Annotated in this window: 16 protein-coding genes; 4 read left to right on the top strand and 12 right to left on the bottom strand. The window is 61.4% G+C overall.

Going from position 1 to position 19,966, the window contains the following annotated elements:
- Positions 1–463 precede the first annotated feature (463 nt).
- Positions 464–1,948, top strand: a complete 1,485-nt coding sequence (locus BSU04_RS10915) for an RNA polymerase factor sigma-54 (protein ID WP_089160627.1) — start codon at positions 464–466, stop codon at positions 1,946–1,948.
- An 83-nt stretch (positions 1,949–2,031) separates the two neighbouring features.
- Here BSU04_RS10915 and BSU04_RS10910 read toward each other — a convergent pair whose 3' ends face one another.
- From BSU04_RS10910 to BSU04_RS10870, 9 genes are all read right to left on the bottom strand, one after another.
- Positions 2,032–2,913, bottom strand: coding sequence for a YihY/virulence factor BrkB family protein (locus tag BSU04_RS10910; RefSeq protein WP_256982467.1), 882 nt, complete (start codon positions 2,911–2,913; stop codon positions 2,032–2,034).
- 174 nt (positions 2,914–3,087) lie between these two features.
- Positions 3,088–3,453, bottom strand: a complete 366-nt coding sequence (locus BSU04_RS10905; RefSeq protein WP_089160744.1) for a chemotaxis protein — start codon at positions 3,451–3,453, stop codon at positions 3,088–3,090.
- A 140-nt stretch (positions 3,454–3,593) separates the two neighbouring features.
- Positions 3,594–5,036 (bottom strand): alpha,alpha-trehalose-phosphate synthase (UDP-forming), encoded by a 1,443-nt coding sequence (gene otsA / locus BSU04_RS10900; protein WP_089160625.1) that lies wholly within the window; start codon positions 5,034–5,036, stop codon positions 3,594–3,596.
- Positions 5,037–5,236: 200 nt separating this feature from the next.
- Positions 5,237–5,500 carry a hypothetical protein gene (locus BSU04_RS47480; protein ID WP_089160624.1) on the bottom strand — a complete coding sequence of 88 codons (264 nt, stop codon included), beginning with the start codon at positions 5,498–5,500 and terminating at the stop codon, positions 5,237–5,239.
- Positions 5,501–5,668: 168 nt separating this feature from the next.
- Positions 5,669–5,953 carry a hypothetical protein gene (locus BSU04_RS10890; RefSeq protein ID WP_306427181.1) on the bottom strand — a complete coding sequence of 95 codons (285 nt, stop codon included), beginning with the start codon at positions 5,951–5,953 and terminating at the stop codon, positions 5,669–5,671.
- A gap of 366 nt (positions 5,954–6,319) precedes the next feature.
- Positions 6,320–7,699 carry a sigma-54-dependent transcriptional regulator gene (locus tag BSU04_RS10885; protein ID WP_089160623.1) on the bottom strand — a complete coding sequence of 460 codons (1,380 nt, stop codon included), beginning with the start codon at positions 7,697–7,699 and terminating at the stop codon, positions 6,320–6,322.
- A gap of 350 nt (positions 7,700–8,049) precedes the next feature.
- Positions 8,050–8,319: a hypothetical protein gene (locus BSU04_RS10880; protein ID WP_089160622.1), complete on the bottom strand. Its 270-nt coding sequence runs from the start codon at positions 8,317–8,319 to the stop codon at positions 8,050–8,052.
- A 59-nt stretch (positions 8,320–8,378) separates the two neighbouring features.
- Entirely contained in the window at positions 8,379–8,696 is a 318-nt protein-coding gene (locus tag BSU04_RS10875) for a DUF883 family protein (protein ID WP_089160621.1), read from the bottom strand.
- A gap of 96 nt (positions 8,697–8,792) precedes the next feature.
- Positions 8,793–9,122, bottom strand: coding sequence for a hypothetical protein (locus BSU04_RS10870; RefSeq protein WP_089160620.1), 330 nt, complete (start codon positions 9,120–9,122; stop codon positions 8,793–8,795).
- A 521-nt stretch (positions 9,123–9,643) separates the two neighbouring features.
- Between BSU04_RS10870 and BSU04_RS10865 the strand changes: the two genes are divergently transcribed.
- From BSU04_RS10865 to BSU04_RS10855, 3 genes are all read left to right on the top strand, one after another.
- Positions 9,644–10,714: a sigma-54 interaction domain-containing protein gene (locus BSU04_RS10865; RefSeq protein WP_089160619.1), complete on the top strand. Its 1,071-nt coding sequence runs from the start codon at positions 9,644–9,646 to the stop codon at positions 10,712–10,714.
- Positions 10,715–10,993: 279 nt separating this feature from the next.
- Positions 10,994–11,548 (top strand): hypothetical protein, encoded by a 555-nt coding sequence (locus BSU04_RS10860; RefSeq protein ID WP_089160618.1) that lies wholly within the window; start codon positions 10,994–10,996, stop codon positions 11,546–11,548.
- A complete protein-coding gene (locus tag BSU04_RS10855; RefSeq protein ID WP_089160617.1) occupies positions 11,545–12,060 on the top strand; it encodes a hypothetical protein in 516 nt (171 codons plus the stop codon). The genes BSU04_RS10860 and BSU04_RS10855 overlap by 4 nt, the downstream gene beginning before the upstream one ends.
- 65 nt (positions 12,061–12,125) lie before the next feature.
- Here the strand turns inward: BSU04_RS10855 and BSU04_RS10850 are convergent, their stop codons facing one another.
- From BSU04_RS10850 to BSU04_RS10840, 3 genes are all read right to left on the bottom strand, one after another.
- Positions 12,126–15,554: an autotransporter outer membrane beta-barrel domain-containing protein gene (locus tag BSU04_RS10850; RefSeq protein ID WP_089160616.1), complete on the bottom strand. Its 3,429-nt coding sequence runs from the start codon at positions 15,552–15,554 to the stop codon at positions 12,126–12,128.
- A gap of 405 nt (positions 15,555–15,959) precedes the next feature.
- Entirely contained in the window at positions 15,960–17,294 is a 1,335-nt protein-coding gene (locus BSU04_RS10845) for an ABC transporter ATP-binding protein (RefSeq protein ID WP_089160615.1), read from the bottom strand.
- A 113-nt stretch (positions 17,295–17,407) separates the two neighbouring features.
- A complete protein-coding gene (locus tag BSU04_RS10840; protein ID WP_089160614.1) occupies positions 17,408–19,207 on the bottom strand; it encodes an ABC transporter permease in 1,800 nt (599 codons plus the stop codon).
- Positions 19,208–19,966: the final 759 nt, after the last annotated feature.

Raw genomic sequence — 19,966 nt, 5'->3', positions numbered from 1 at the left:
TTGAAAAACTGCGGCGTTGCCGCTGTGTTATTTGAGCGTAGGCCGCCTCGTACGGCCGCAGCATCTTTGCTGCAAAGCCCTGCTCGTTTTCATACCCGCAGCGCCAAGACCCCACGAGTAGTGACAGGTCAGACGCAAAGAGCGTGCCGGATCGTCCGCGACAATCGGCAAATGTGACGTTGAAAGCTGCGTTAAGACCGTATGCTGCAACGCTTACCCGCTGTTTTGTCCACGCCCTGTTTACCTATGATGTGGGGCCCAAGATGCCTCTGCCTACCCGCAGTGCTTTTGCCCGTGCGCGTGTAAAAAGTGCGCGCATTTGCCGGCCGATCGAATGCCCGGGCATGCCGTTAGCTGCGGAAAATCGTATTGAAATCTAGCGCTCACATGCTCTGCAGCGCGCATGGCATGACTGTTGCTTTTAAGGACTCACGAAAGTCCTAACATTGAGGAACAACACGCAATGCCGCCTTCCCTCGAACTACGCACCAAGCAAAGTCTTGCGCTCACGCCGCGCCTTCAGCAATCGGTTCGTCTGCTGCAACTTTCATCGCTCGAGTTTCAGCAGGAATTGCGCAACGCGCTTGATACGAACCCGTTCCTCGAGTATGACGAGACGCAGGCAGAGGACAACGCGCTGTCCACCGACAATGGCAACTCCATGGCTGACACGCCCGCGCCCGTTGATCAGAACGCGCCCGTCGATGCCCCAATGAGTGCCGAAAGTAACGCCGATACATCGGATAGCGGCGACTCCCAGTCGCATGAGGATTCGATGAACGAATTCTCGTCCGATCCGTTCGGCCGGACATCGACTCGCAATAATGGCGATGGCGAAGGCTCCGACCCGGCCGACTGGGTTCGCATTGAACCCTCGCTGCATGAAACGCTACACGACACGCTGCGGCTTTATCCGATCAACGATCGCGACCGGGCAGTGGCGCAGCTCATCATCGAAGCACTCGATGATGACGGCTATCTGCGTCAGGATCTTCAGGAACTGTCGGAGCTCGTGGATATAGAGCCGGCGTTGTCCGAGGCTGAGTTGAATATTGCCCTGAAGCTCGTGCAATCGCTGGACAAGCCTGGTGTGGGCGCGCGTAACTTGTCCGAATGCTTGTCGCTGCAACTCGACGCGCTCGACCCGAAAACGCCGGGACGCGCAGTCGCGATCGAGATTGTCACGCATTATCTTGAGCGGCTCGCGCGCCGCGAGCAGGCCGAGTTGCAGAAGAAAATTGGCTGCAGCGCGGAAGAACTGCGCATCGCCTGCGCTCTTGTACGCAAGCTCGACCCCAAGCCGGGCGCGAATTACGGTGCGGCGGAAGACAACTACGTGGTGCCCGACGTAATCGTGCGGCAGGTGAAGAAAAACTGGGTCGTGACGATCAATCCCGCCGTGCTGCCCCGTGCGCGCATTCATCGCATGTACGCCGAGCTGTTCGCCCAGTCGGCGGGGGCAAGCCGCTCGCCGCTTGCTCAACAATTGCAGGAAGCGCGCTGGCTGATCCGCAACGCGCAGCAACGTTTCACGACGATCCAGCGCGTGGCGGAGTGCATCGTGTCGCATCAGAAGGCTTTCTTCGACTACGGCGAAATTGCGTTGAAGCCCCTGGTATTGCGTGATGTCGCTGACGAACTCGAACTTCATGAGTCGACCATCTCACGCGCGACGGGCAACAAGTACATGTCCACGCCGCGGGGCATCTTCGAGTTCAAACACTTCTTCCCGCGCGAGCTCAGCACCGAAAGCGGTGGTACCTGCTCGGCTGCTGCCGTGCGTGCCCTCCTGAAGGAAATGATCGCGAAGGAAAGCAGCAGCGACCCGCTGTCAGATGTGAGCCTCGCCAAAATGCTTGCAGACCAGGGGGTGATCGTCGCGCGCCGGACGGTGGCGAAGTATCGCCATTTGATGAAGGTGCCGCCGGCGGAGTTGCGCCGAGGTTAAAGCAGACGATCAGACGGTCCGGCTTCACAGGCTGAAAAGCAGGCTGAAAAAGAACGCCCCTCTTCTACTTCCAGGGGCGTTTTTTATCGCCAGCCGGAGTTTCGTTGCGTGCGTCTGCGCGCGACCATCGCCGACACCTCCGCGCCCAGCAGAAACACCGCCGCCGAGTAATACAGCCACATCAGGATGATCGCGAGCGACCCGGCCGCACCGAAAGTATTTGCCGTGCCCGCGTGCTGCAGATAGAACGCGAAGAGCCGTTTTCCTCCTTCGAACAACACCGCTGCGGTCGACGCACCGAGAGCGGCATCGCGCCATTGCATGCGCGCGCTCGGCAGGAATTTGAGCAATACCGCGAACGCGAGCACCATCATCACCAGCGAAATGGCCCGCTGCGCCACCGCCGCGATCAGGAAGGACGGCCCGCTCGTGCCCAGCACCCATTGCCCGACCAGAACCACGAGTGCATCGAGTACGAGCAATGCCACAATCAGCAAGGCCGCGCCCAGGACGAACGCGAAGGAAATCGCGCGAACCCGCAGAATGGCAATGATGCTGGCCCGCGTGCCCGTCACGGGCGCAGGCCAGATCACGTTGAGCGCCGTGTAGAGCGACGAAAAGGTCGCCGATGCCCCGACCAGCACGCCCACCCCCGACAGGATCGCCGTGCGCGTCGCGATGTCCGCATGCCAGGCGTTGGCGACGATTGCTTCCAGGCCGTGCGCGGCGTCGGCACCCACTATCCCGGCGATCTCGCCGAACAGACGCCCCTGGACCGCATCCGCGCCAAAGAAAATGCTCGCCACCGCGATGATGATCACCAGCGTCGGCGCCAGCGAGAAAGCTGCAAAAAACGCGATCGCCGCCGAAAACATCAGCCCGTGGTCCTGCGACCACTGGACGACCGGGTCCTGGATCCATGACCAGAAGGACTTCAGTCTTTGGTCTTTTGCTGCTGTGTTCAAGGCTGGACGCTCCGCAAGTTTTACTTTTTGCGATGGTAGCGCGGATTTGAGGTTTGGCTGCTGCCGGCAAATTGACGCTGGCGCCTTCGTCTTCTTGATTAGTATTTCTTATTATTCTTCTTGAAGGCAAAACGGCGCGCCCTGACGGGCGCGCCGTTTTGCCGCGCTTGCGTTTCAAAGGTCTTCGTCGCTGGCTGTTTCGTCGCTAGCCGGGTCGGCGATCTCGTCGTCTATCGCGCGCACCTCTTCATCCACGCCGTCCGGCAGGATGTCCGAGTCGGGTTCGAGGTTGTTGTCACCATCGGCGGACGCCGCCTCCCCCGCTCCATACCGGTCCGTGTCGCTGTTCAGCTCGGCTGCGGACTGGCCGACGGCATGCGCGTCGAGTTCGTCCTCAATGTCGCCGGGATAACGCTTCTCACCCTGCACATCCGAGCCGCTATCGGACGAATCGCTCGGGCCCAATGCGCCAGTCCCATGTCCCTTGCCTACCTCTACGCCACCTTCTTCATCCGGGTCCAATGTGCTTCCACTCATGATCACCTCCTGACGAACGTTTCTTCTGCGACGCAAGTCCCGTTCCGCCCTCGGCAATGCCACCAACAAAAAGCCCCGCGGCGGTTGGTCGGCGCGGGGCTGGATTCATCTGAGGATTTTAACGCAAATACTTGACTCTGCGCTTAGCTTGCTACGCGCGCCGGGCGTTTCGCCTCCGTCACCTGCCTCACCGCTTTCTTCGTGACCGACGCAGCCGTCGCGACGCTACGCAAATCAGTCAGGAACGAGTCGCGCCACACCGATAGATTGTTCTCCCGCAACGGCGCCATCATGTCCGTATGACGAGCTTGACGCTCTGCAAGAGGCATCGACAACGCCCGCTCCAATGCCTCGGACATCTGCGACAGGTCGAACGGATTGACGACCAGCGCGCCCGGCAACTGATCCGCCGCGCCGGCAAACTGCGACAGCACGAGCGCACCCGGGTCGGCCGGGTCCTGCGACGCCACATATTCCTTTGCCACGAGGTTCATCCCGTCGCGCAACGGCGTGACATACCCAACCTGCGACAACCGGAACAACGCCATCAACAAACTGCGATCGTATTTGCGATTGAGATACTGGATCGGCGTCCAGTCGAGTTGCGCGAAACGGCCGTTGATACGGCCGGCCTCCCCTTCCAGGTTCTGGCGGATGCGCTGGTACGTCTGGACGTCCGAACGCGTTGGCGGCGCAATCTGCACCATCGATACCCGCCCATGCCACCCCGGCGCGTGCAGCAGCAAGCGCTCGAACGCCTGGAAACGCTCGGCAAGCCCTTTCGAATAATCGAGCCGGTCCACGCTCATGATCAACTTGCGCCCACGCAAACTGTCGCGCAGGCTCTTGACCGGCTTGCGATTCGAAAATTGCTCGGCGACCTTGGCAATGGCGTCCGGATAGATGCCGATGGGATAGGCCCCGACCTTCAACATGCGCCCATGCGCCTGCAGCATCCCGTCTTCGCTGAGATGCCCCAAGTTCCCGCGCTCGATGTAATCGACAAACGACTGCTTGTCCGCCTCCGTCTGGAAACCGACGATGTCGTAGCTGCACATCGCTTTGATCAGCTCTTCGTGCGGTGGCACCGTCCGCAGGATCTCAGGCACGGGGAACGGGATATGCAGGAAAAACCCGATGGGATTCTTGATGCCCGCCGCCCGGCATTCCTGTGCGAAGGGCAGCAAATGATAGTCGTGCACCCAGATGATGTCGTCGGGTTCGAGCAGCGGCTTGAGCTGTTTAGCCAGCGCCTCGTTCACCCGCGCGTAACCCGCATATTCCTCACGGTCAAATCGCGACAGGTCGTTGCGGTAGTGGAATGTCGGCCACAAGGTAGCATTGGAAAAGCCGCGGTAATACTGATCGTAGTCCCGCCGGGTCAGCCCAACGGTCGCATACGTCACGTTGCCACGCTTCTCGATGACCGGCGCAGAGGCCTCGCCCACGATCTCGCCGCTCCAGCCAAACCACACACCGCCTGTCTCCTTCAGCGCGTCCAGAACGCCGATTGCCAAACCGCCTGCAGCAGGTTTGCCTTCCTGGATCGGCGCGACACGATTCGATACCACGATCAATCTGCTCATTACTGCTTCACCTCATCAGTTGTCGTTGCTCGTTCGAATTGATCGGAATAGCAATGCAAGACACGTGCCTTTTTTACAATTTGGAAAATAAAAATTGTGTATAAATGTGACAGACGAACGAAAACACGCGCTTACCTTGCGCGGCGCAGAATATTTTCAGGGTGGCGCGCATCGGCAAAACCCGGTTGCTTCGAACCGATTCAGGCGTCTTGCTCCGACCCGAGATCCCGTTGGTAATCGAGCCCTTCTTTGCGAATGCCACCCTGATTATGGTCACCGTCCGGCGGTACGCCCGGTGCCGGGCGGTTCTGCCCGGCCGGGTCATGCGACGATTGCCGGTTATCAACACTGGCCGGATCGGCCGGAACAGCAACGGCCTCAGGTGGAGTTACTTTAGGCGAATCGGGCCGCGCGTCACGCTTCGATGAATGGCGTGCTGAGCGACGGAGTGCGGGGTGCCTCATGGTGCCTCCAGAAAGAAGGCCGTCGGAGAAGCGTTCGGCGGCGGATTACCAACAAAATCCAGCAAGAACAGCCAGACACGGCGTTCATATCCGGTCATTCTTGCCTAATGCGTTGTAATGCCTACAGCAACGATGAAATATGTTCATTGCGCCGCCAAACCGGCGGTTTCAATGCAGCGTGTCCGAGACATGCGGCGTTTCGTTCGGTCCCGGAGGCGGATCGCCGATAGGCTGACTCGGCGGCGACGGCGGCTCGCGCGTCGGATCGGGAATCGTATCCGGAGGTTCTTGCGGTGCGGGCGGCGGCGGCGTGTCGGGATTGAATGGCGGGTCAGGCGGCTGCGGTGTCTGGGCTTGGACCGGCATCAAATGCGGCGATCGTGAAACACGCAACGCTTGCCATACGTGCAATACATTTCGGGATTGGCGTTGAAGCGAGGCGAGATCGGTCATGACGGGCTCCCTGGATCTTTTGATAATGACGCTCGTTCGGATCGCGCTCAGCGGCCGATCCGGCCAAGGACTCTCGAACTCGGACTAAGGCGGCAAAGGTACTGAACCGCCCACGAGCCAAGCCATTCAAGCGCAGCAAGGGCCATGCCCCGATTCGAGTGCCTTGCGCATTCAATCCATGAGCCTGTTGACATTATCGGCGCTGCTATCGCGCGCACCAACGAAAATCGCCCGTCCAAAGCGGACATCTTTCGAAGTCCCAATGAGACGGGCGTTGACTCTGTCACCGCGCGTTGCCAAGCTGCTACCAGGGCATTACTCCGACGACGAACGCTAAACCCTGGCGCCGGCCGGCGTCGGCATCACCTACTCGCTGGCTTCGCTTATGGCCGCCTTGTTCGCGGCGTCATCGCCATATTCAACCAGCCGGTTGTAGAGCGTCTTCAGGCTGATGCCGAGAATCTCGGCCGCGCGCGTCTTCACACCGCCGCATTGCTCGAGCGTGGCGAGGATCAACTGGCGATCCGCTTCGGCAAGCGAGGTGCCGAATGGAATAGTGACAGCCGTTCCCGCCGATGGCTTCGCCAGCGAGATCTGCAGCGGCACGGTCGCGGTACTGTCCGACTCGGCGCCCGACATGATGTACGCACGTTGCACGTAGTTCTTCAGCTCGCGCACATTACCCGGCCACGGATAGGACGCGAGCATGTCGCGCACGGCGGCCGGAAACGTCTTCTTGGTGTTGTAGCGTGAATTGAGCTCGTCGAGGAACGCCTGGCCGAGCAACTCCACGTCCGAGCCGCGATCGCGCAAGGGCGGCAGGTTGATCGGGAAGACATTGAGCCGGTGGTACAAGTCAAGCCGCAACTTGCCCTCGAGCACAGCCTGCTCCGGATCACGATTGGTCGCAGCAATCAGGCGTACGTCGGTCTCGAGTTCTTTCGTTGTACCCACCCGCATGAACATGCCGGTCTCGAGCACGCGCAGGAGCTTCACCTGCAATTCGATCGGCATCTCGGTGATTTCATCGAGGAACAGCGTCCCGCCGTTCGCGCGTTCGAAGTAACCCTTGTGCTGACGATCCGCACCGGTAAACGAGCCGCGCTCATGCCCGAACATCTCGGACTCGATCAAATTCGGCGAGATTGCTCCGCAGTTCACGGCAATAAAAGAATGTTTGCGGCGCAGGCTCAACTCGTGGAGCGTTTGCGCGGCGACTTCCTTGCCTGTTCCCGATTCACCGATCAGCAGTACCGATGCCGCCGTGGGCGCCACCCGGCCGACCTGGTCGTAGACCGTTTGCATTGCCGGCGAATTGCCGAGCATCAGGCCGAAGCGGCCCATGCGGCGCAGCTCACCACGCAAGGTGCCAATTTCGGCCTTGAGGTCGCCGGGACGCGGCAGGCGACTGAGGATCGCCTTGACGCGCTGCATGTTGATGGGTTTGACGAGGTAGTCCGTCGCGCCCATCTTTAGCGCGCTGACAGCTGACTCCACCGTCGCGTGTCCGGTGATGACGATGATTTCCACGCCGGATCGAGGATCAAGGTCCTCGAACAGATCGACGCCCGAACCATCAGGGAGCTTGAGGTCAGTGAACACGACGTCCGGCGTCTGGCGCACAAGCTGGATCCGCGCCTCACGCAGATCGCCCGCCGTCGCTGTAGTCAGTCCGTCTTCGCCGATGATCGCGGCTAGTGCCTCGCGGGTACTGGGATCGTCATCGACAATCAATACGTGTGGCATGCGTCTCGAATTTATCCAAAGCGTTGAGGGTCACACGGCGCAGAAAGCGTCGTGGAGGTCTCTGGGGCGGTGCTATGAAAGCAGTACGCCGCCAGGCCGAATGGGCACCGAGAGAAACTCAAGTACGCCGAAAGATGAAAGTCTTTCCGGTTTCGCGAATGGCGCGTGACTGCGTCACGCAAATATTGCCATATAGCGAACTTATTACTGTGGATAGGTTGATTATAAGGCTTTATCAAGATGAAACGCACGCCCAGGCGTGCGTTTCAAATAGTCTGCTTGCCGCATGGACCCGGTGTTCCGGTTACACGTTGAGGTTGCGCAATCGACGCGGCAAAACCGTCTCTAGATCAGCTATGCGGGAAGTGCCACGCGTCGGGCGTGCCGCCGAGCGCCCCATTGCCCACGCTGTTCGACGGCTTGACCGGCGCCGCGGCTGTCGCGGGCGTGGCATGAGAAGCGCTTGCCGGCGCGACAACTTTGCCGCCCTCATTCTCCCAACGGTTCAGTTCACGTGCACTGCGCCTTGGAGCGTTGCGCTGTGCTTGCGCCCATCGCCAGGCTAAGACACTGCCTATCGCGAACAACGCACCGAACAGGCCGAGTTTGGGTCGTGCCATTGTGATTCCTCCGTTTGTCGCGGTTACAGCGGTTACAGTCAGCGGTGATCGCTTATTGACTAGCGCGAAACCAGGATGCCAGCCAGAAAGCCGATCCCTGCCGCAATGCCAAGCGCCTGCCACGGGTTGTCGCGCGTGTATTGCACCGTGCCGTCCAGACTAGCGCGATACCGCTCCTGCGCATTGGATTGTGCTGTTTCAAGTGCATTGCGCGCGGCATCGACATGGTCCCGCAAACGCGTGCGCAACGCGTCCACACCTTCAGCGGGCAACGACGCGCTCAACCGCACGAGTTCTTCCGAATCGTTCAGCAATACCTTGATGTCTTCGATAATCTTTTGCTTGCCCAGGGACATTTGGACCGTGGTTTGACTCATGTTATGAAACCCCTTGCTATTACTTGACATAAACGCCCTATACGAACGATACGTCTGATAAATGTTTCGCCGGGCGTGAAGACTTCCACCCCGGCATCACGACGTCCACGTGTTGAGCGGCGCCGAGTCCGACCGCCGCAGCCGCATTGCGCGTAGCATGGCGCCAAGCACGAGCACGCCACCAAGCGCTGCAAACACGACACTCGTGACGCCCGCCGCCCGCGCAAGCGCGGGTGTGCCGGCAGCGCAGGCCATGACCACGCACATCAATGCGGTCACCAGCGCGACTGCGGCCCAGTGATAAAGATTGATTGGTTCGGCCGTCAGTAGTTCCGGACGTTCGGCCGCGCGTGGCTGTGCGCGGGCCCGCCGGACGGGGCGCACACGCGGTTGCACGGGAATGTCGAAGTGAAGGGAATCTTCCATGGCTTCGTGCCGGAAACCGGCCTTTCATTGCAGATGCCACCCGAGTCGCAGGTTTCGTGCCATCCCCGTCAACGCGCATGCCATCATGGTGAGGACCGTCGATCAGGTGCAAAGCGCAACGGCGGGGATCCACGTCAAACGCGTAACAATTACGCCCGGAACAGGTAATTTTCTAGGAGTATCGGTGAAGCTTTCCGGCTCGCGGCCAGTGTTTCCCATTCATATGGAGATTCGTGTACTTGATTGCGGGTAAGGACGACGACAAAGACAAGGACAAAGGACAACGAAAGGACAAAGCCCATGCAAAGCACATTGCCGCTAGGTCGTTACGGATGGTTAAATACGGTTTATGAGATAAGCCGCATGCAAGCGCTGGTTCCCGAAATGACGGAACCGGTGCCCGTCGAACGATGCTTCGCCCCCCGAGCGACAGTCACAACGGGCCTGCCATCCGAGTGGCGGTGACCGCCTCGTCTTCCCCCGAGCTGTCGCCCGAATAACATTTGCAGGACAAAAGACTCATGGCGTCAATCGATCTGGACTCGCCGGCCGTCGCCTCCGGCGACACGCCATCGCAAAAAAAACGCAACGCAGGTGAAATTGCCGGGCTGAAATCGTACGGACTTCTGTACGGATCATCGCCCGTGATGATGGAGCTGTATTCGCAGATCGAACGCGTGGCCGCAACCGATGCCACTGCGTTGATCATCGGTGAATCGGGCACGGGCAAGGAACTGATTGCCCGCACGATCCACGATCAGAGCGCCCGCCGCGAAGCCCCGTTCGTCGCCGTGAATTGCGGCGCGATCCCCGATAACCTCATCGAACCCGAACTCTTCGGCCACGAGAAAGGCAGTTTCACCGGCGCCGTGCAAGGACGCCTCGGATACTTCGAGCATGCAAACGGCGGCACGCTGTTCCTCGACGAAGTGACCGAGATGTCGCCGGTTCGACAAGTCAAGTTGCTGCGTGCGCTGGAAACAGGCACGTTCTTTCGTGTGGGCGGCAATGACCTGATTCACTCCGATGTCCGCGTGATCGCAGCGACCAATCGCGACCCCATTGTGGCGGTCAAGGAGAACGGCTTGCGAGAGGACCTGATGTATCGGCTCGCCGTGTTTCCGCTGCGCGCGCCGCCTCTGCGTGAACGCGATACCGACCGTGAATTTCTCGCGCAGCACTTCCTCTCGGAGATGAACGCGCAAGAAGGGACGAACAAGTCCTTCAGCAAACGCGCGCTCGACATGCTGCGCACGTACTCATGGCCGGGCAATGTGCGCGAGTTGAAGAACACGGTGTATCGCGCGTTCATCCTGGCTGAGAAGACCGTGGAGATCGCGCATCCGCACCTGGCATCGCGGGTTAAAAAGCCGGTCACGCAAGGCGATGCGATGAACGTGTGGGTCGGCACGCCCCTCGCCGATGCGCAGAAACAAATCATCCTCGGCACCCTCAAGCATTGCGGGGGAGACAAGCGTCGCGCCGCCAAGGCGCTCGGCGTGAGCCTCAAGACGCTGTACAACCGCCTCGGCACTTACGAGAACGAAGGCGGCGACGGGGACTCGTCAACGCCGACAGGCGCGGATAGCTAGATCGGCGCCATGCCGGTTCAGGTCGATGGAGTCAATGGGTCCGGAGGCGACCCAGTGACTCATCCGTGATTGATCCCCTGAGATTGTCACGGGTAGTTTTCATTTTCCGCACCACGTTCCCCGCATTTGCAATTTCTTGCAAATTTCTTTGCCCTTCTTTTCGCTGCGTCCTTCAAAATGCGCGGGCGCTCCAATTGCTTAGTGTTCCTTCAGTGCCCGCACAAGCAAGCTGGTTGCCGTTATCGAAAGAATATGGAAAGGCGAGGAAGGTACAGCACCATGCAGAAAACGATTCACCGGCGTCCCCCCCGCGCCGTCGCACTGGCGACGCTCCTGCTAGGAGCGCTCGCAAGCTCCGCGCTTTCAGGTTGTAGCTCGCTCTATGGCGAAGGCGCCGTGGCAGGCGCCGGTGTTGCCGGCGCCGCGATCGCGGGCAGCGTGACCCGCAATGCCGCGGTGGCAACCGGCATCGGCCTCGGCGCCGTTGCTGCCGCCAAGGCCGGCGTGCAGTACAGCGAGCGCGTGATGCACACCTATACGCAGGACCGGATAGCCGGGGCAGCCGGCCCGCTGGCCGTCGGCGCGGTGGCGTCGTGGGCCGCGGTGCATAGCGTGCCTGTCGAGCCGGACGAGAAAGGCCGCGTGACAGTGAGCCGCACCATCAGCACCGGGACGCTCGACTGCAAGGAAATCGTATTCTCCGTCGATACCGATGCCACCAAGGATCAGCCGGCGGACAGCGGTTTCTATGTCGCGTCCATCTGCCGTGACGGCCAGGTCTGGAAGTGGGCGTCGGCGGAACCCGCCACGCCGCGCTGGGGTGCGCTGCAATGAAGCCCGGTCTCAGTTTGATGCTCGCGACCGGTGTTGCTGCGAGCTGCGTATTCCTCGCCGGCTGCGGGTCGATCGGTGCGGCAGCCGGCGCGGCGGCGGGCATATCCACGGGCGTGGTGACGACTAACCCGGCCATCGGTTTTGGCGTGGGTATCGCGGTCCAGGCCGCGACCGACGAAGCCGTCAATCGACTGATGAAGCGCCTGCACGGCGACCAGCAGGTTGCCATTGCGACGACCGCGGGCGATCTTCCTATCGGCGACACGAAACCGTGGCGGGTAAAACATACGCTTCCGGTGGAGAACGGTCACGGCGACGTGCGCGTATTGCGCGAGTTCAGCAGCGCGCTGGCGACCTGCCGGGAGTTCGCGTTCTCGGTCGCGGACGGCGACAAGCCGGACGCACATCAGGACTGGTTCCTCGCGCAAGCCTGCAAGGGCAATGACAATAGCGGCGGCTGGAAGTGGGCATCGGCGGAACCGGCTGTCGCGCGCTGGGGCAATCTGCAGTAGTCGTGTGTCGCCGGAGGGTTAGCTGTGTCGATGTGCGTTGGTGTGCATCGACGCTCAAAGGCGCCTCACCAGCGCCAGCGTACTGCTGCGTTCCCGCCTACGGTCTCGCGGCGTGCGCCGCTCACGTTCATCCCATAATGCGCGCTCACAAAGACGCTGCCGCGTGCACTCAGGTTCACGGCTACCCCGGCCGTCATGTCGGCAATCGTCGACGATGATTGCGCCGGGATATCGGTCGTACCGTCGAACGTCACCTGGCTCGTGGCACTGAAATAGCGCCAGAGATTCACGCCTGCATACGGTTGCAAGGCCACGCCCAGTGCTTGCATCCGCCCGGTCACCCGCACGCCAAGACGGGCTGCGACGGTGTTGGGGTTAGAGAAGGCGACGCTCGAAATGCCGTCGTTGAGATCATCGATACCCACGTGTTGCCAGATCACTTGCGCCTGCGGCTCGATGCTCAATCCTTCGGCCAAGGGGAACGGCAAGCCGGCCTCGATGGATCCCGCTATCGACCGGCCATGCGTAGTCGGGCTGACGCCGTCGTTCGACGACGGTTTGATCGTCAATGTGCTACCGATCACGATGGTGTCGGTGTACCAGCCACCCGCGCCAATATGCGTCCAATAAGCGCCGATGCTCCCTGCATCGATACTCAGGCTGCCCGCCTGCACGGCCGGCATGCCAAGCGCGAAACCGCTCACATCGCCTGACGCGCGCGCTACGCCGAGCAGAAATCCATAGTGGTCTCGATGCCCATCGGCAGCGGCACTGGCATAGAGATCCTGACCAATTTGCATGCCCCCGATCGCGCCGTTGAAATGCGGATCGACGCCGGTGTCGCTGCTTGTGATTGTGCGGTTGCCCCAGACACGGCTCCACGCCGCCGGCAGCGCACCGGTCTCGTTCAACTGCGATTGCTCTCCCGCGCGCTCGTGAAAAGTGCCGATCTGCTGTATGCCGAGTTCGCGCGTAAGCGATGAAATCTCGGCATAGAGCGGCACCTCGATTCGGTAGAGCGGCGTCGGGGTGGTCTGGATCGGCGGCGCCGGTGGTGGCGCCACGGGTGGGGGTGCAACAGGCGGTGTCACCGGTGGGGGTGCGACAGGCGGCGGCGTCACAGGTGGCGTGACGGGTGGCGTCACAGGTGGCGGCGGCGGTGGCGTCACAGGCGGTGGCGGTGGCGGCGGCGGCGGTGGCGTGATACTCGAGCGCAAATACCAATCGTCTCCCGTCCCCGCCGCGACTCCGCCTCGAAACAGCAAGTACGTATACGCCCCTGCCTTGACCGGATTCGCCAATGAAAACGCGGTCGACGCCGTCGTACCGCCCTGAATTGCCTGCACGACCATGATCCCGTCGCTCAACGTCAGCGCGCCCGTGCCACCGGCGTTCGTTACCCCGATCGCGGTATTGCCCGTCGCTGAGCCTTGCGAAATCACCAGTTTTCCGCTGGGCGAGTTATCTGATCCAAGCATGCTCTGCAGCAGCAGTTGCCCTCCATGGCCGACATAGTTGCCGCTCACCATCAGCGTGTTGCGCACACCCGCTGCGCCGGTCAGATCGATCGTGCCCGCGTTGTTCAAGGTCACGAGTCCGCCCGGCACGGTCGTCGTGATTGCAGAATCCCCCCCGCCGTTCCAGGCAAGCGTGCTGGTCGAATCGATATCGAACAGGCCCGATTGCGCCGTGGCGTTGCCCAATGTCACGCCGTGATCATCGAGCGAGAGCCGGCTGGCGTTCGTCAACGCGATGCGCTCCCAGCTCGTAAAACGGCTAAGCCCGCTGGTTTGCGTATGGTCGAACGTCAGGGCATTCTGCCCGGTGCCGCCGTCGAATGCCGATAACCCGGCGAGGTTGACGTCGCTCAGTTTCGACAACGTGGCGACCACCCCACCCGCTCCGAACGACACGGTCCCGCCGACTACACCGCCTCCCAACCATCCGAAGGTCGAGGCCCCGTCGCCTGACGCCAAGCCCTGCGCGATCGATCCGCCCGTGACCGCGATCGTGTTCGCGCCGTTGCCAAGCGTGACCGCGCCGCCTATTGCCCCGCCCGAGATGGTGAGACTCGTATTGCCGGAGCCGGCCGTCAGGTTCGTATCGATCTGTCCGCCTGACATGGCGAAGGTATTCTGGGCGGCCGTCATCGCCACGCTGCCAATGCGCCCACCCGTGATCGTGACCGCGCCGCCGTTCGTCAGGCCACCCGTGACGCGCCCGCCATTGAGCGTGAAGCGTGGCTGGGGGCCGCCCTGATCCACGGAATCGACCTGCCCTGCCTGCATGACAAACGTGTTGATGCCCGTACCCTGGCGGATCAATCCACTGACCGTGCCTCCCTCCATGTTGAATGTGTTCACGCCGGTATCGGTCGATACGGTCGCGCCGGCATTGCTCGTGATCTGGCCGGTATTCGTAATGGTGATGGCGAACGGGCCGGTGGTTGAGATGGCGGAATCCGTCCCGCCTTGAATGACCCCGCTATTCACGATCAGCGCGTCGCCGCCGACAATCGACAGCCCCACGTTCGCGCCCGCGATGGTCCCGGCGTTGGTGAACGTGCCACCGCCGTTCGCGTCGATGGCATTGGCCTGCTCGCTCGCGAGGCGCGCGCCAGCCGTGTTGACGAAGGTGACCGGGTCCGAGAAGTACGCACCCAGCCCCTGCGGTCCGTGCGCGACGATCGATCCGGTGTTGGTGACGAGACCCGGCGAAGCATCCAGGGACACAATGCCATGCGCGTTTGACCCGAATACATCGATCGACCCGTGATTCGTGAGCGTCGTGTTACCCGTGCCTGACGCGCCGCCATTCGCGTACAAACCATCTGCACGCAAGCCCAACGTGGTGATGGCGCCGTTGTTGATGAGCGCATCGCCCGACGTTAGAGCGTCCATGCCGTCGGAGCCATCGCCGGAAGTGGTTAGCGTGCCGTTGTTGGTCAGCGTACCGCCGCCGGCCGTGGATAAATCCAGCATCGCTGTTGCATTAGTTCCGCTAGTGCTGATAACGCCGCCCACCGCATTCACCATGGTGACCGCCGGCGAGCCGTTGTAGATACCCTCCGATTCCACGCCGGACGTATGAATCGACCCGCCGTTCGTGACGGAGTTACGCCCGAAGCCGGATGCGCTTCCCTCGGAGGTGATGCCATCGAATGAGTCGGCGGTGGTTTGAATCGTGCCCAAGTTCTGTACGGTGCTCGAATCCCGAACAACGATGCCGCTGCTGTTGTTCACGCTGATGCCCGCGCCCGGAAGCACGAGGACGGTGACACCGGTACTGCCGGCAACAGCTACGACGGGCAGCGTGGAGGGATTCGGTGCATTGGCGTTGCACGTGGCGGTTTCTCCGCTCCCGGGCGCGAGGTCGTCGCAAACGGCGAGCGCGGACGGAGCGCGCAACAGGCACGCCATGCCAATCGACAGACGAGATAGCACCCTCGTTCGAGACATCAGCATGGACTGCAACGACAGGCGCGTTCGGGGCATCTCCTTATCTCCACGTTTCAGGGTGACTGAAGCGTTTGCCCGGTCGCGCTTACCGCATGCAGGACTACCTGCACGCGAGTGGCCAGGCGGGGGACTCGAAGGGTAATGCACGATCTACGCTGATGCAATCTTGCGGAAAACGTTCCAACAAGGCCTCATCGAATCGCTGAGAGCCTTAATGGACGGGGCTTTCAACCTGATCTGAAATAACCGCATTCGACGTTCTCAAGGTCGTCGGCAATCAGGCTCCTTCCGCCCCGAAAACGTTCGAGAAGCAAAACCGAGCGGCCTGTCGATGACTAAAACACGGCCCGAATGACGTAAAAAACGCGGCGTCCGTTTCCGGATCAGCCGCGTTTTTTTGCGCAGGTCAGCGCGCCTTAAGCGCTCTTCACTCCTTGGACATCAGGACTCGACGTCTTCCAGGCTGAAAATCTCGGTCTGGTCGTTGTACGAGAAAATCTCGCCGTAGCGGCCCCAGTTGATCACCGCGTCCAGCGTTTCCTCGGCGGCTTTATCGGAGAGAAAATCTTCCAGCTCCTGCTCGAAGCGCACGCGCGGCGCGCGATGCCCCGGCCGCTCGTTCAGCACCTTCTTGATCCGCGCGGCGAGCGGCACGTGCCGCAGCAAATGCTCCGCGAACATCATCTTGCGTTCCTGCGTCCCGAACTCCGCGAACACGCGAGCCGGCGGAGTCAGGAAGATGTCGCCCTCACGGACATCGGCGAAACCCAGATGCTGCAGCACTTCGGCCACCGGAAACAAATCGTCCACTTCCAGATGCAGCGAACGCGCGATCTCCGGCATGTCGGCGCGGCCGTGGTACGGATCAGCGGCAAGCGTTTCGATCAGACCGGCCATCAGGTTGGTCGAGACCTGCGGCAGCCAGCTGCTCAGTTCCAGGCCCTTCTTCTTCTCTTCGCCGAGTTGACGCGCGGTCATCTTGGCGTAGATATCGTCGACCAGACGGCGGAACGCGGGGTCGAGACGATTGCGCGGATGTTTGAACGGCACGCGGATTTCGGCCATGACGCGCCCCGGATTCGACGACAACACCAGGATCCGGTCGCACATGAACACCGCTTCCTCGATGTTGTGCGTCACGATCAACACCGACTTGATCGGCATCTTGCCCTGGGTCCAGAGGTCGAGCAGATCGGTCCGCAAGTTTTCGGCCGTCAGCACGTCGAGCGCGGAGAACGGCTCGTCCATGAGTAACAACGTCGGGTCGACGACCAACGCGCGCGCAAACCCCACGCGCTGGCGCATGCCCCCCGACAACTCACGCGGATACGCGTTCTCGAAACCGTCGAGACCAATCAGATCGATGGCTGCCAGCGCCCGCTCGCGCCGCACTTTCGACGGCACGCCCTGCGCCTCCAGCCCCGCTTCCACGTTCTGCAGCACGGTCAGCCACGGAAACAGCGCGAAGGTCTGGAAGACCATGGCCACGCCCTTGGCCGGACCGTGCAGCGGCTCTTTCAGATAAGTGACCTGCCCGCCTGTTGGCTCGATCAGTCCGGCGATGATCCGCAGCAGCGTCGACTTGCCGGAACCCGAACGGCCCAGCAACCCGACGATCTCGCCTTCGTTGAGCGTCAGGTTCACGCCTTCGAGCACGAGCAGCTCGCCCTGTGTCTTGTTGAAGCCGCGACTGACGTTCTCGACGTTCAGGATTTCCTGGCCGAGGCGCGGCGGGATCGGCGGCGTTTGGGTAGTCGTATTCGTCTGCGTTGACATGGTCGCTCGCGCGTTGCTGATTACAAGAATTTAAGGTGTGGCCGCTGGCGGCGGGCGTTCGGCCGGTGTGCGGCCAGTGTTCGGCATTGGCCGCCAAATGACACGCTTCAGACTCAGTCCAGCCTCAGGCGTGCTTCAGAGTAAGCGAACAACGGCCGCCACAAAAGCCGGTTAAAGAGTGTGACGAAGAGCGACATCACGGCAATACCGAGAATGATTTTGGGATAGTCGCCGTTGGCCGTATTTTCCGCTATATACGCGCCAAGCCCGTGCGCCACGATTTTCGTATTCCCCCACGACACCGCTTCAGCCACGATGCTCGCATTCCACGCCCCGCCCGACGCGGTGATCGCGCCCGTCACGTAGTACGGGAAAATGCCCGGCAGGATGGCCTGGCGCCACCACTGCCAGCCCTTGATCTGGAAATTGGTGGCCGCTTCACGGTAATCGTTCGGATACGACGTCGCCCCGGCAATCACGTTGAAAAGGATATACCACTGCGTGCCGAGCACGATCAGCGGTGAGAGCCAGATATCCGGGTTCAGGTTGAACTTCACGATCACCACGACAAAAACCGGGAACAGCAGGTTCGCCGGGAACGCGGCGAGAAATTGCGCGAGCGGCTGGATCTTGCTGGCCAAGGTGGGCCGCAACCCGATCAGCACACCGACCGGAACCCAGATGACGGAAGCAAGCGCAATCAGCACCATTACGCGAAACAGCGTGATCAAGCCCAGCCAGAAGACGTGCCAGACTTCGCTCCACGTGACGCCGGTGCTCACGAAAACCGTCACTTTCCACACCAGGAACACCGTCAGCGCGAGGACGATGATCGCCCACGCGATATCGCCGGCACGGGACGGATTGCGGGACTTGCTGCGCGCCGTGGGCGTCGACCCGCCCAACGCGCCCAACGCGCCCATCGGGAACTTCGGCAGGCGGCCTTGCAGCGAGGGCAGCTTCAGCGGCACCCGCGCCATCTTGCCGATCATCCAGCCCGCCGGCACGAGCAACTGGTGGATCAAACGCGTGCGGCGAATCAGATCGAGCAGCCACGACTCCGGCACATTGCCCGAACTCGTGTTTTCCATGCGGAATTTGTCCGCCCAGGCAACCAGCGGACGGAACATGAGCTGGTCGTAGGCCAGGATCACGACAGTCATTGCCAGGATCACCCAGCCGATCGCGCCGAGATTGCGCTCGCCAATAGCCGTTGCCAGATACGCGCCGATACCCGGCAATACGATGGTGCGGTTACCGACCACGATAGCTTCGGAGGCGACCACGAAGAACCAGCCGCCCGACATCGACATCATCATGTTCCAGATGAGGCCGGGCATCGAAAACGGCACTTCGAGCTTCCAGAAGCGCTGCCAGTTGGTCAGGTGAAAACCGCGCGAGACTTCATCCAGATCGCGCGGCACGGTGCGCAGCGACTGATAGAAGCTGAACGTCATGTTCCACGCCTGGCTCGTAAAAATCGCGAAGATCGCCGCCAGCTCGGCGCCGAACACGCGACCCGGGAACAATGCGAGAAAGAACGTGACCGTGAACGAAATATAACCGAGCACCGGCACCGACTGGAGAATGTCCAGGATCGGCACGAGCACGACGGACGCCCGCCGGCTCTTCGCCGCGAGCGTGCCGTAGATCAGTGTGAAGACCAGCGACGCCACCATGGCCGCCAGCATGCGCAAGGTAGTTCGCAGCGCGTATTCGGGCAGGTTTGCCGGGTCGAGCGAAATGGCCTGCGTTTGCAGTGTCGAGATGGGGGCCAGCGTCTCGTGAAAGCCGACCACGGTGAGCGCGAGCACGCAGATAATCAGCGGGAACGCGACGAAGTCCCATCGATTGGGCAACAGACGCAACGCCGAAGCGTTCGCCGTTCGAGTCAGGTTAAAGCCAAAATCCATTCCACGCCCTTCCCGTTGAGGCTCGTTGCAGCAGGCTTTTCGTCGCGCGAGGCAACGTCCGGCGCCTGTGTTCTTGCCTGTATTCTTGTTTCCCGAGCGGATACTCCGCTCTTCTCTCATCCGCCAGGCGTGAGTGCGGCCGACCCCGCTTCCGCGCTTCCCCGCTTCCGCGCTTCCCCGCTTCCCCTTCAAGCCAGCGGACTTCTGCGCGTTCCGGGCAGGTCCCGGCACATGGCCCGGTGCCATTGCACTCGCCCACCCGAGTCCGCCGGCCGACATACAACTTGACCATTTCGGAACCGCACGACACTACACCAACCTTTGTTTCACGCACAACCTCAGCCGGCGTATCTGTTGCCTGTTTTCCTGAGCCACCGCCCTCAGCACCGCCCTTGGGCTAAACGGCTAACCCGCGACTCACGTGGACACGCGCTTCAGAAAAGCGCGCTCGCGCCGATAACAACTTGATGGCCGGGAGAAAACGTCGTCCAATCGAGGCGTAGAGGCGGGGCCGAATGAGTGAACCGGAGCGAAACTGGGCAAACACGGACTGCGGGACTCTTCGCCGAGCGAACGAACAAAGCATGAGGTGCGGCTGACGCGGGTTCCAGCCGCCAGGCAATGGCACTCGGGCGAACTACCGATGTACGCGCAGCTGCGCCCGGTAAGATGCTCATATGCCGGTAAAACATTCATAACATGCTCGCAGCGCGGGGTCGTGCCACAGTCCCGCGCCACAGTCAGACAGGCCAGAGGATC

The sequence above is a fragment of the Caballeronia sordidicola genome (assembly GCF_002220365.1).
GTDB classification, from domain to species: domain Bacteria; phylum Pseudomonadota; class Gammaproteobacteria; order Burkholderiales; family Burkholderiaceae; genus Caballeronia; species Caballeronia sordidicola_C.
Note: the sequence above shows the minus strand (reverse complement) of the source record. Positions and strands in the feature narration are given on the sequence as shown.

Coding starts and splice junctions, on each gene's coding strand:
- BSU04_RS10915 (WP_089160627.1), top strand. CDS start 464: ATGCCGCCTTCCCTCGAACTACGCACCAAGCAAAGTCTTGCGCTCACG.
- otsA (WP_089160625.1), bottom strand. CDS start 5,036: ATGAGCAGATTGATCGTGGTATCGAATCGTGTCGCGCCGATCCAGGAA.
- BSU04_RS47480 (WP_089160624.1), bottom strand. CDS start 5,500: ATGAGGCACCCCGCACTCCGTCGCTCAGCACGCCATTCATCGAAGCGT.
- BSU04_RS10890 (WP_306427181.1), bottom strand. CDS start 5,953: ATGACCGATCTCGCCTCGCTTCAACGCCAATCCCGAAATGTATTGCAC.
- BSU04_RS10885 (WP_089160623.1), bottom strand. CDS start 7,699: ATGCCACACGTATTGATTGTCGATGACGATCCCAGTACCCGCGAGGCA.
- BSU04_RS10880 (WP_089160622.1), bottom strand. CDS start 8,319: ATGGCACGACCCAAACTCGGCCTGTTCGGTGCGTTGTTCGCGATAGGC.
- BSU04_RS10875 (WP_089160621.1), bottom strand. CDS start 8,696: ATGAGTCAAACCACGGTCCAAATGTCCCTGGGCAAGCAAAAGATTATC.
- BSU04_RS10870 (WP_089160620.1), bottom strand. CDS start 9,122: ATGGAAGATTCCCTTCACTTCGACATTCCCGTGCAACCGCGTGTGCGC.
- BSU04_RS10865 (WP_089160619.1), top strand. CDS start 9,644: ATGGCGTCAATCGATCTGGACTCGCCGGCCGTCGCCTCCGGCGACACG.
- BSU04_RS10860 (WP_089160618.1), top strand. CDS start 10,994: ATGCAGAAAACGATTCACCGGCGTCCCCCCCGCGCCGTCGCACTGGCG.
- BSU04_RS10855 (WP_089160617.1), top strand. CDS start 11,545: ATGAAGCCCGGTCTCAGTTTGATGCTCGCGACCGGTGTTGCTGCGAGC.
- BSU04_RS10850 (WP_089160616.1), bottom strand. CDS start 15,554: ATGCCCCGAACGCGCCTGTCGTTGCAGTCCATGCTGATGTCTCGAACG.
- BSU04_RS10845 (WP_089160615.1), bottom strand. CDS start 17,294: ATGTCAACGCAGACGAATACGACTACCCAAACGCCGCCGATCCCGCCG.
- BSU04_RS10840 (WP_089160614.1), bottom strand. CDS start 19,207: ATGGATTTTGGCTTTAACCTGACTCGAACGGCGAACGCTTCGGCGTTG.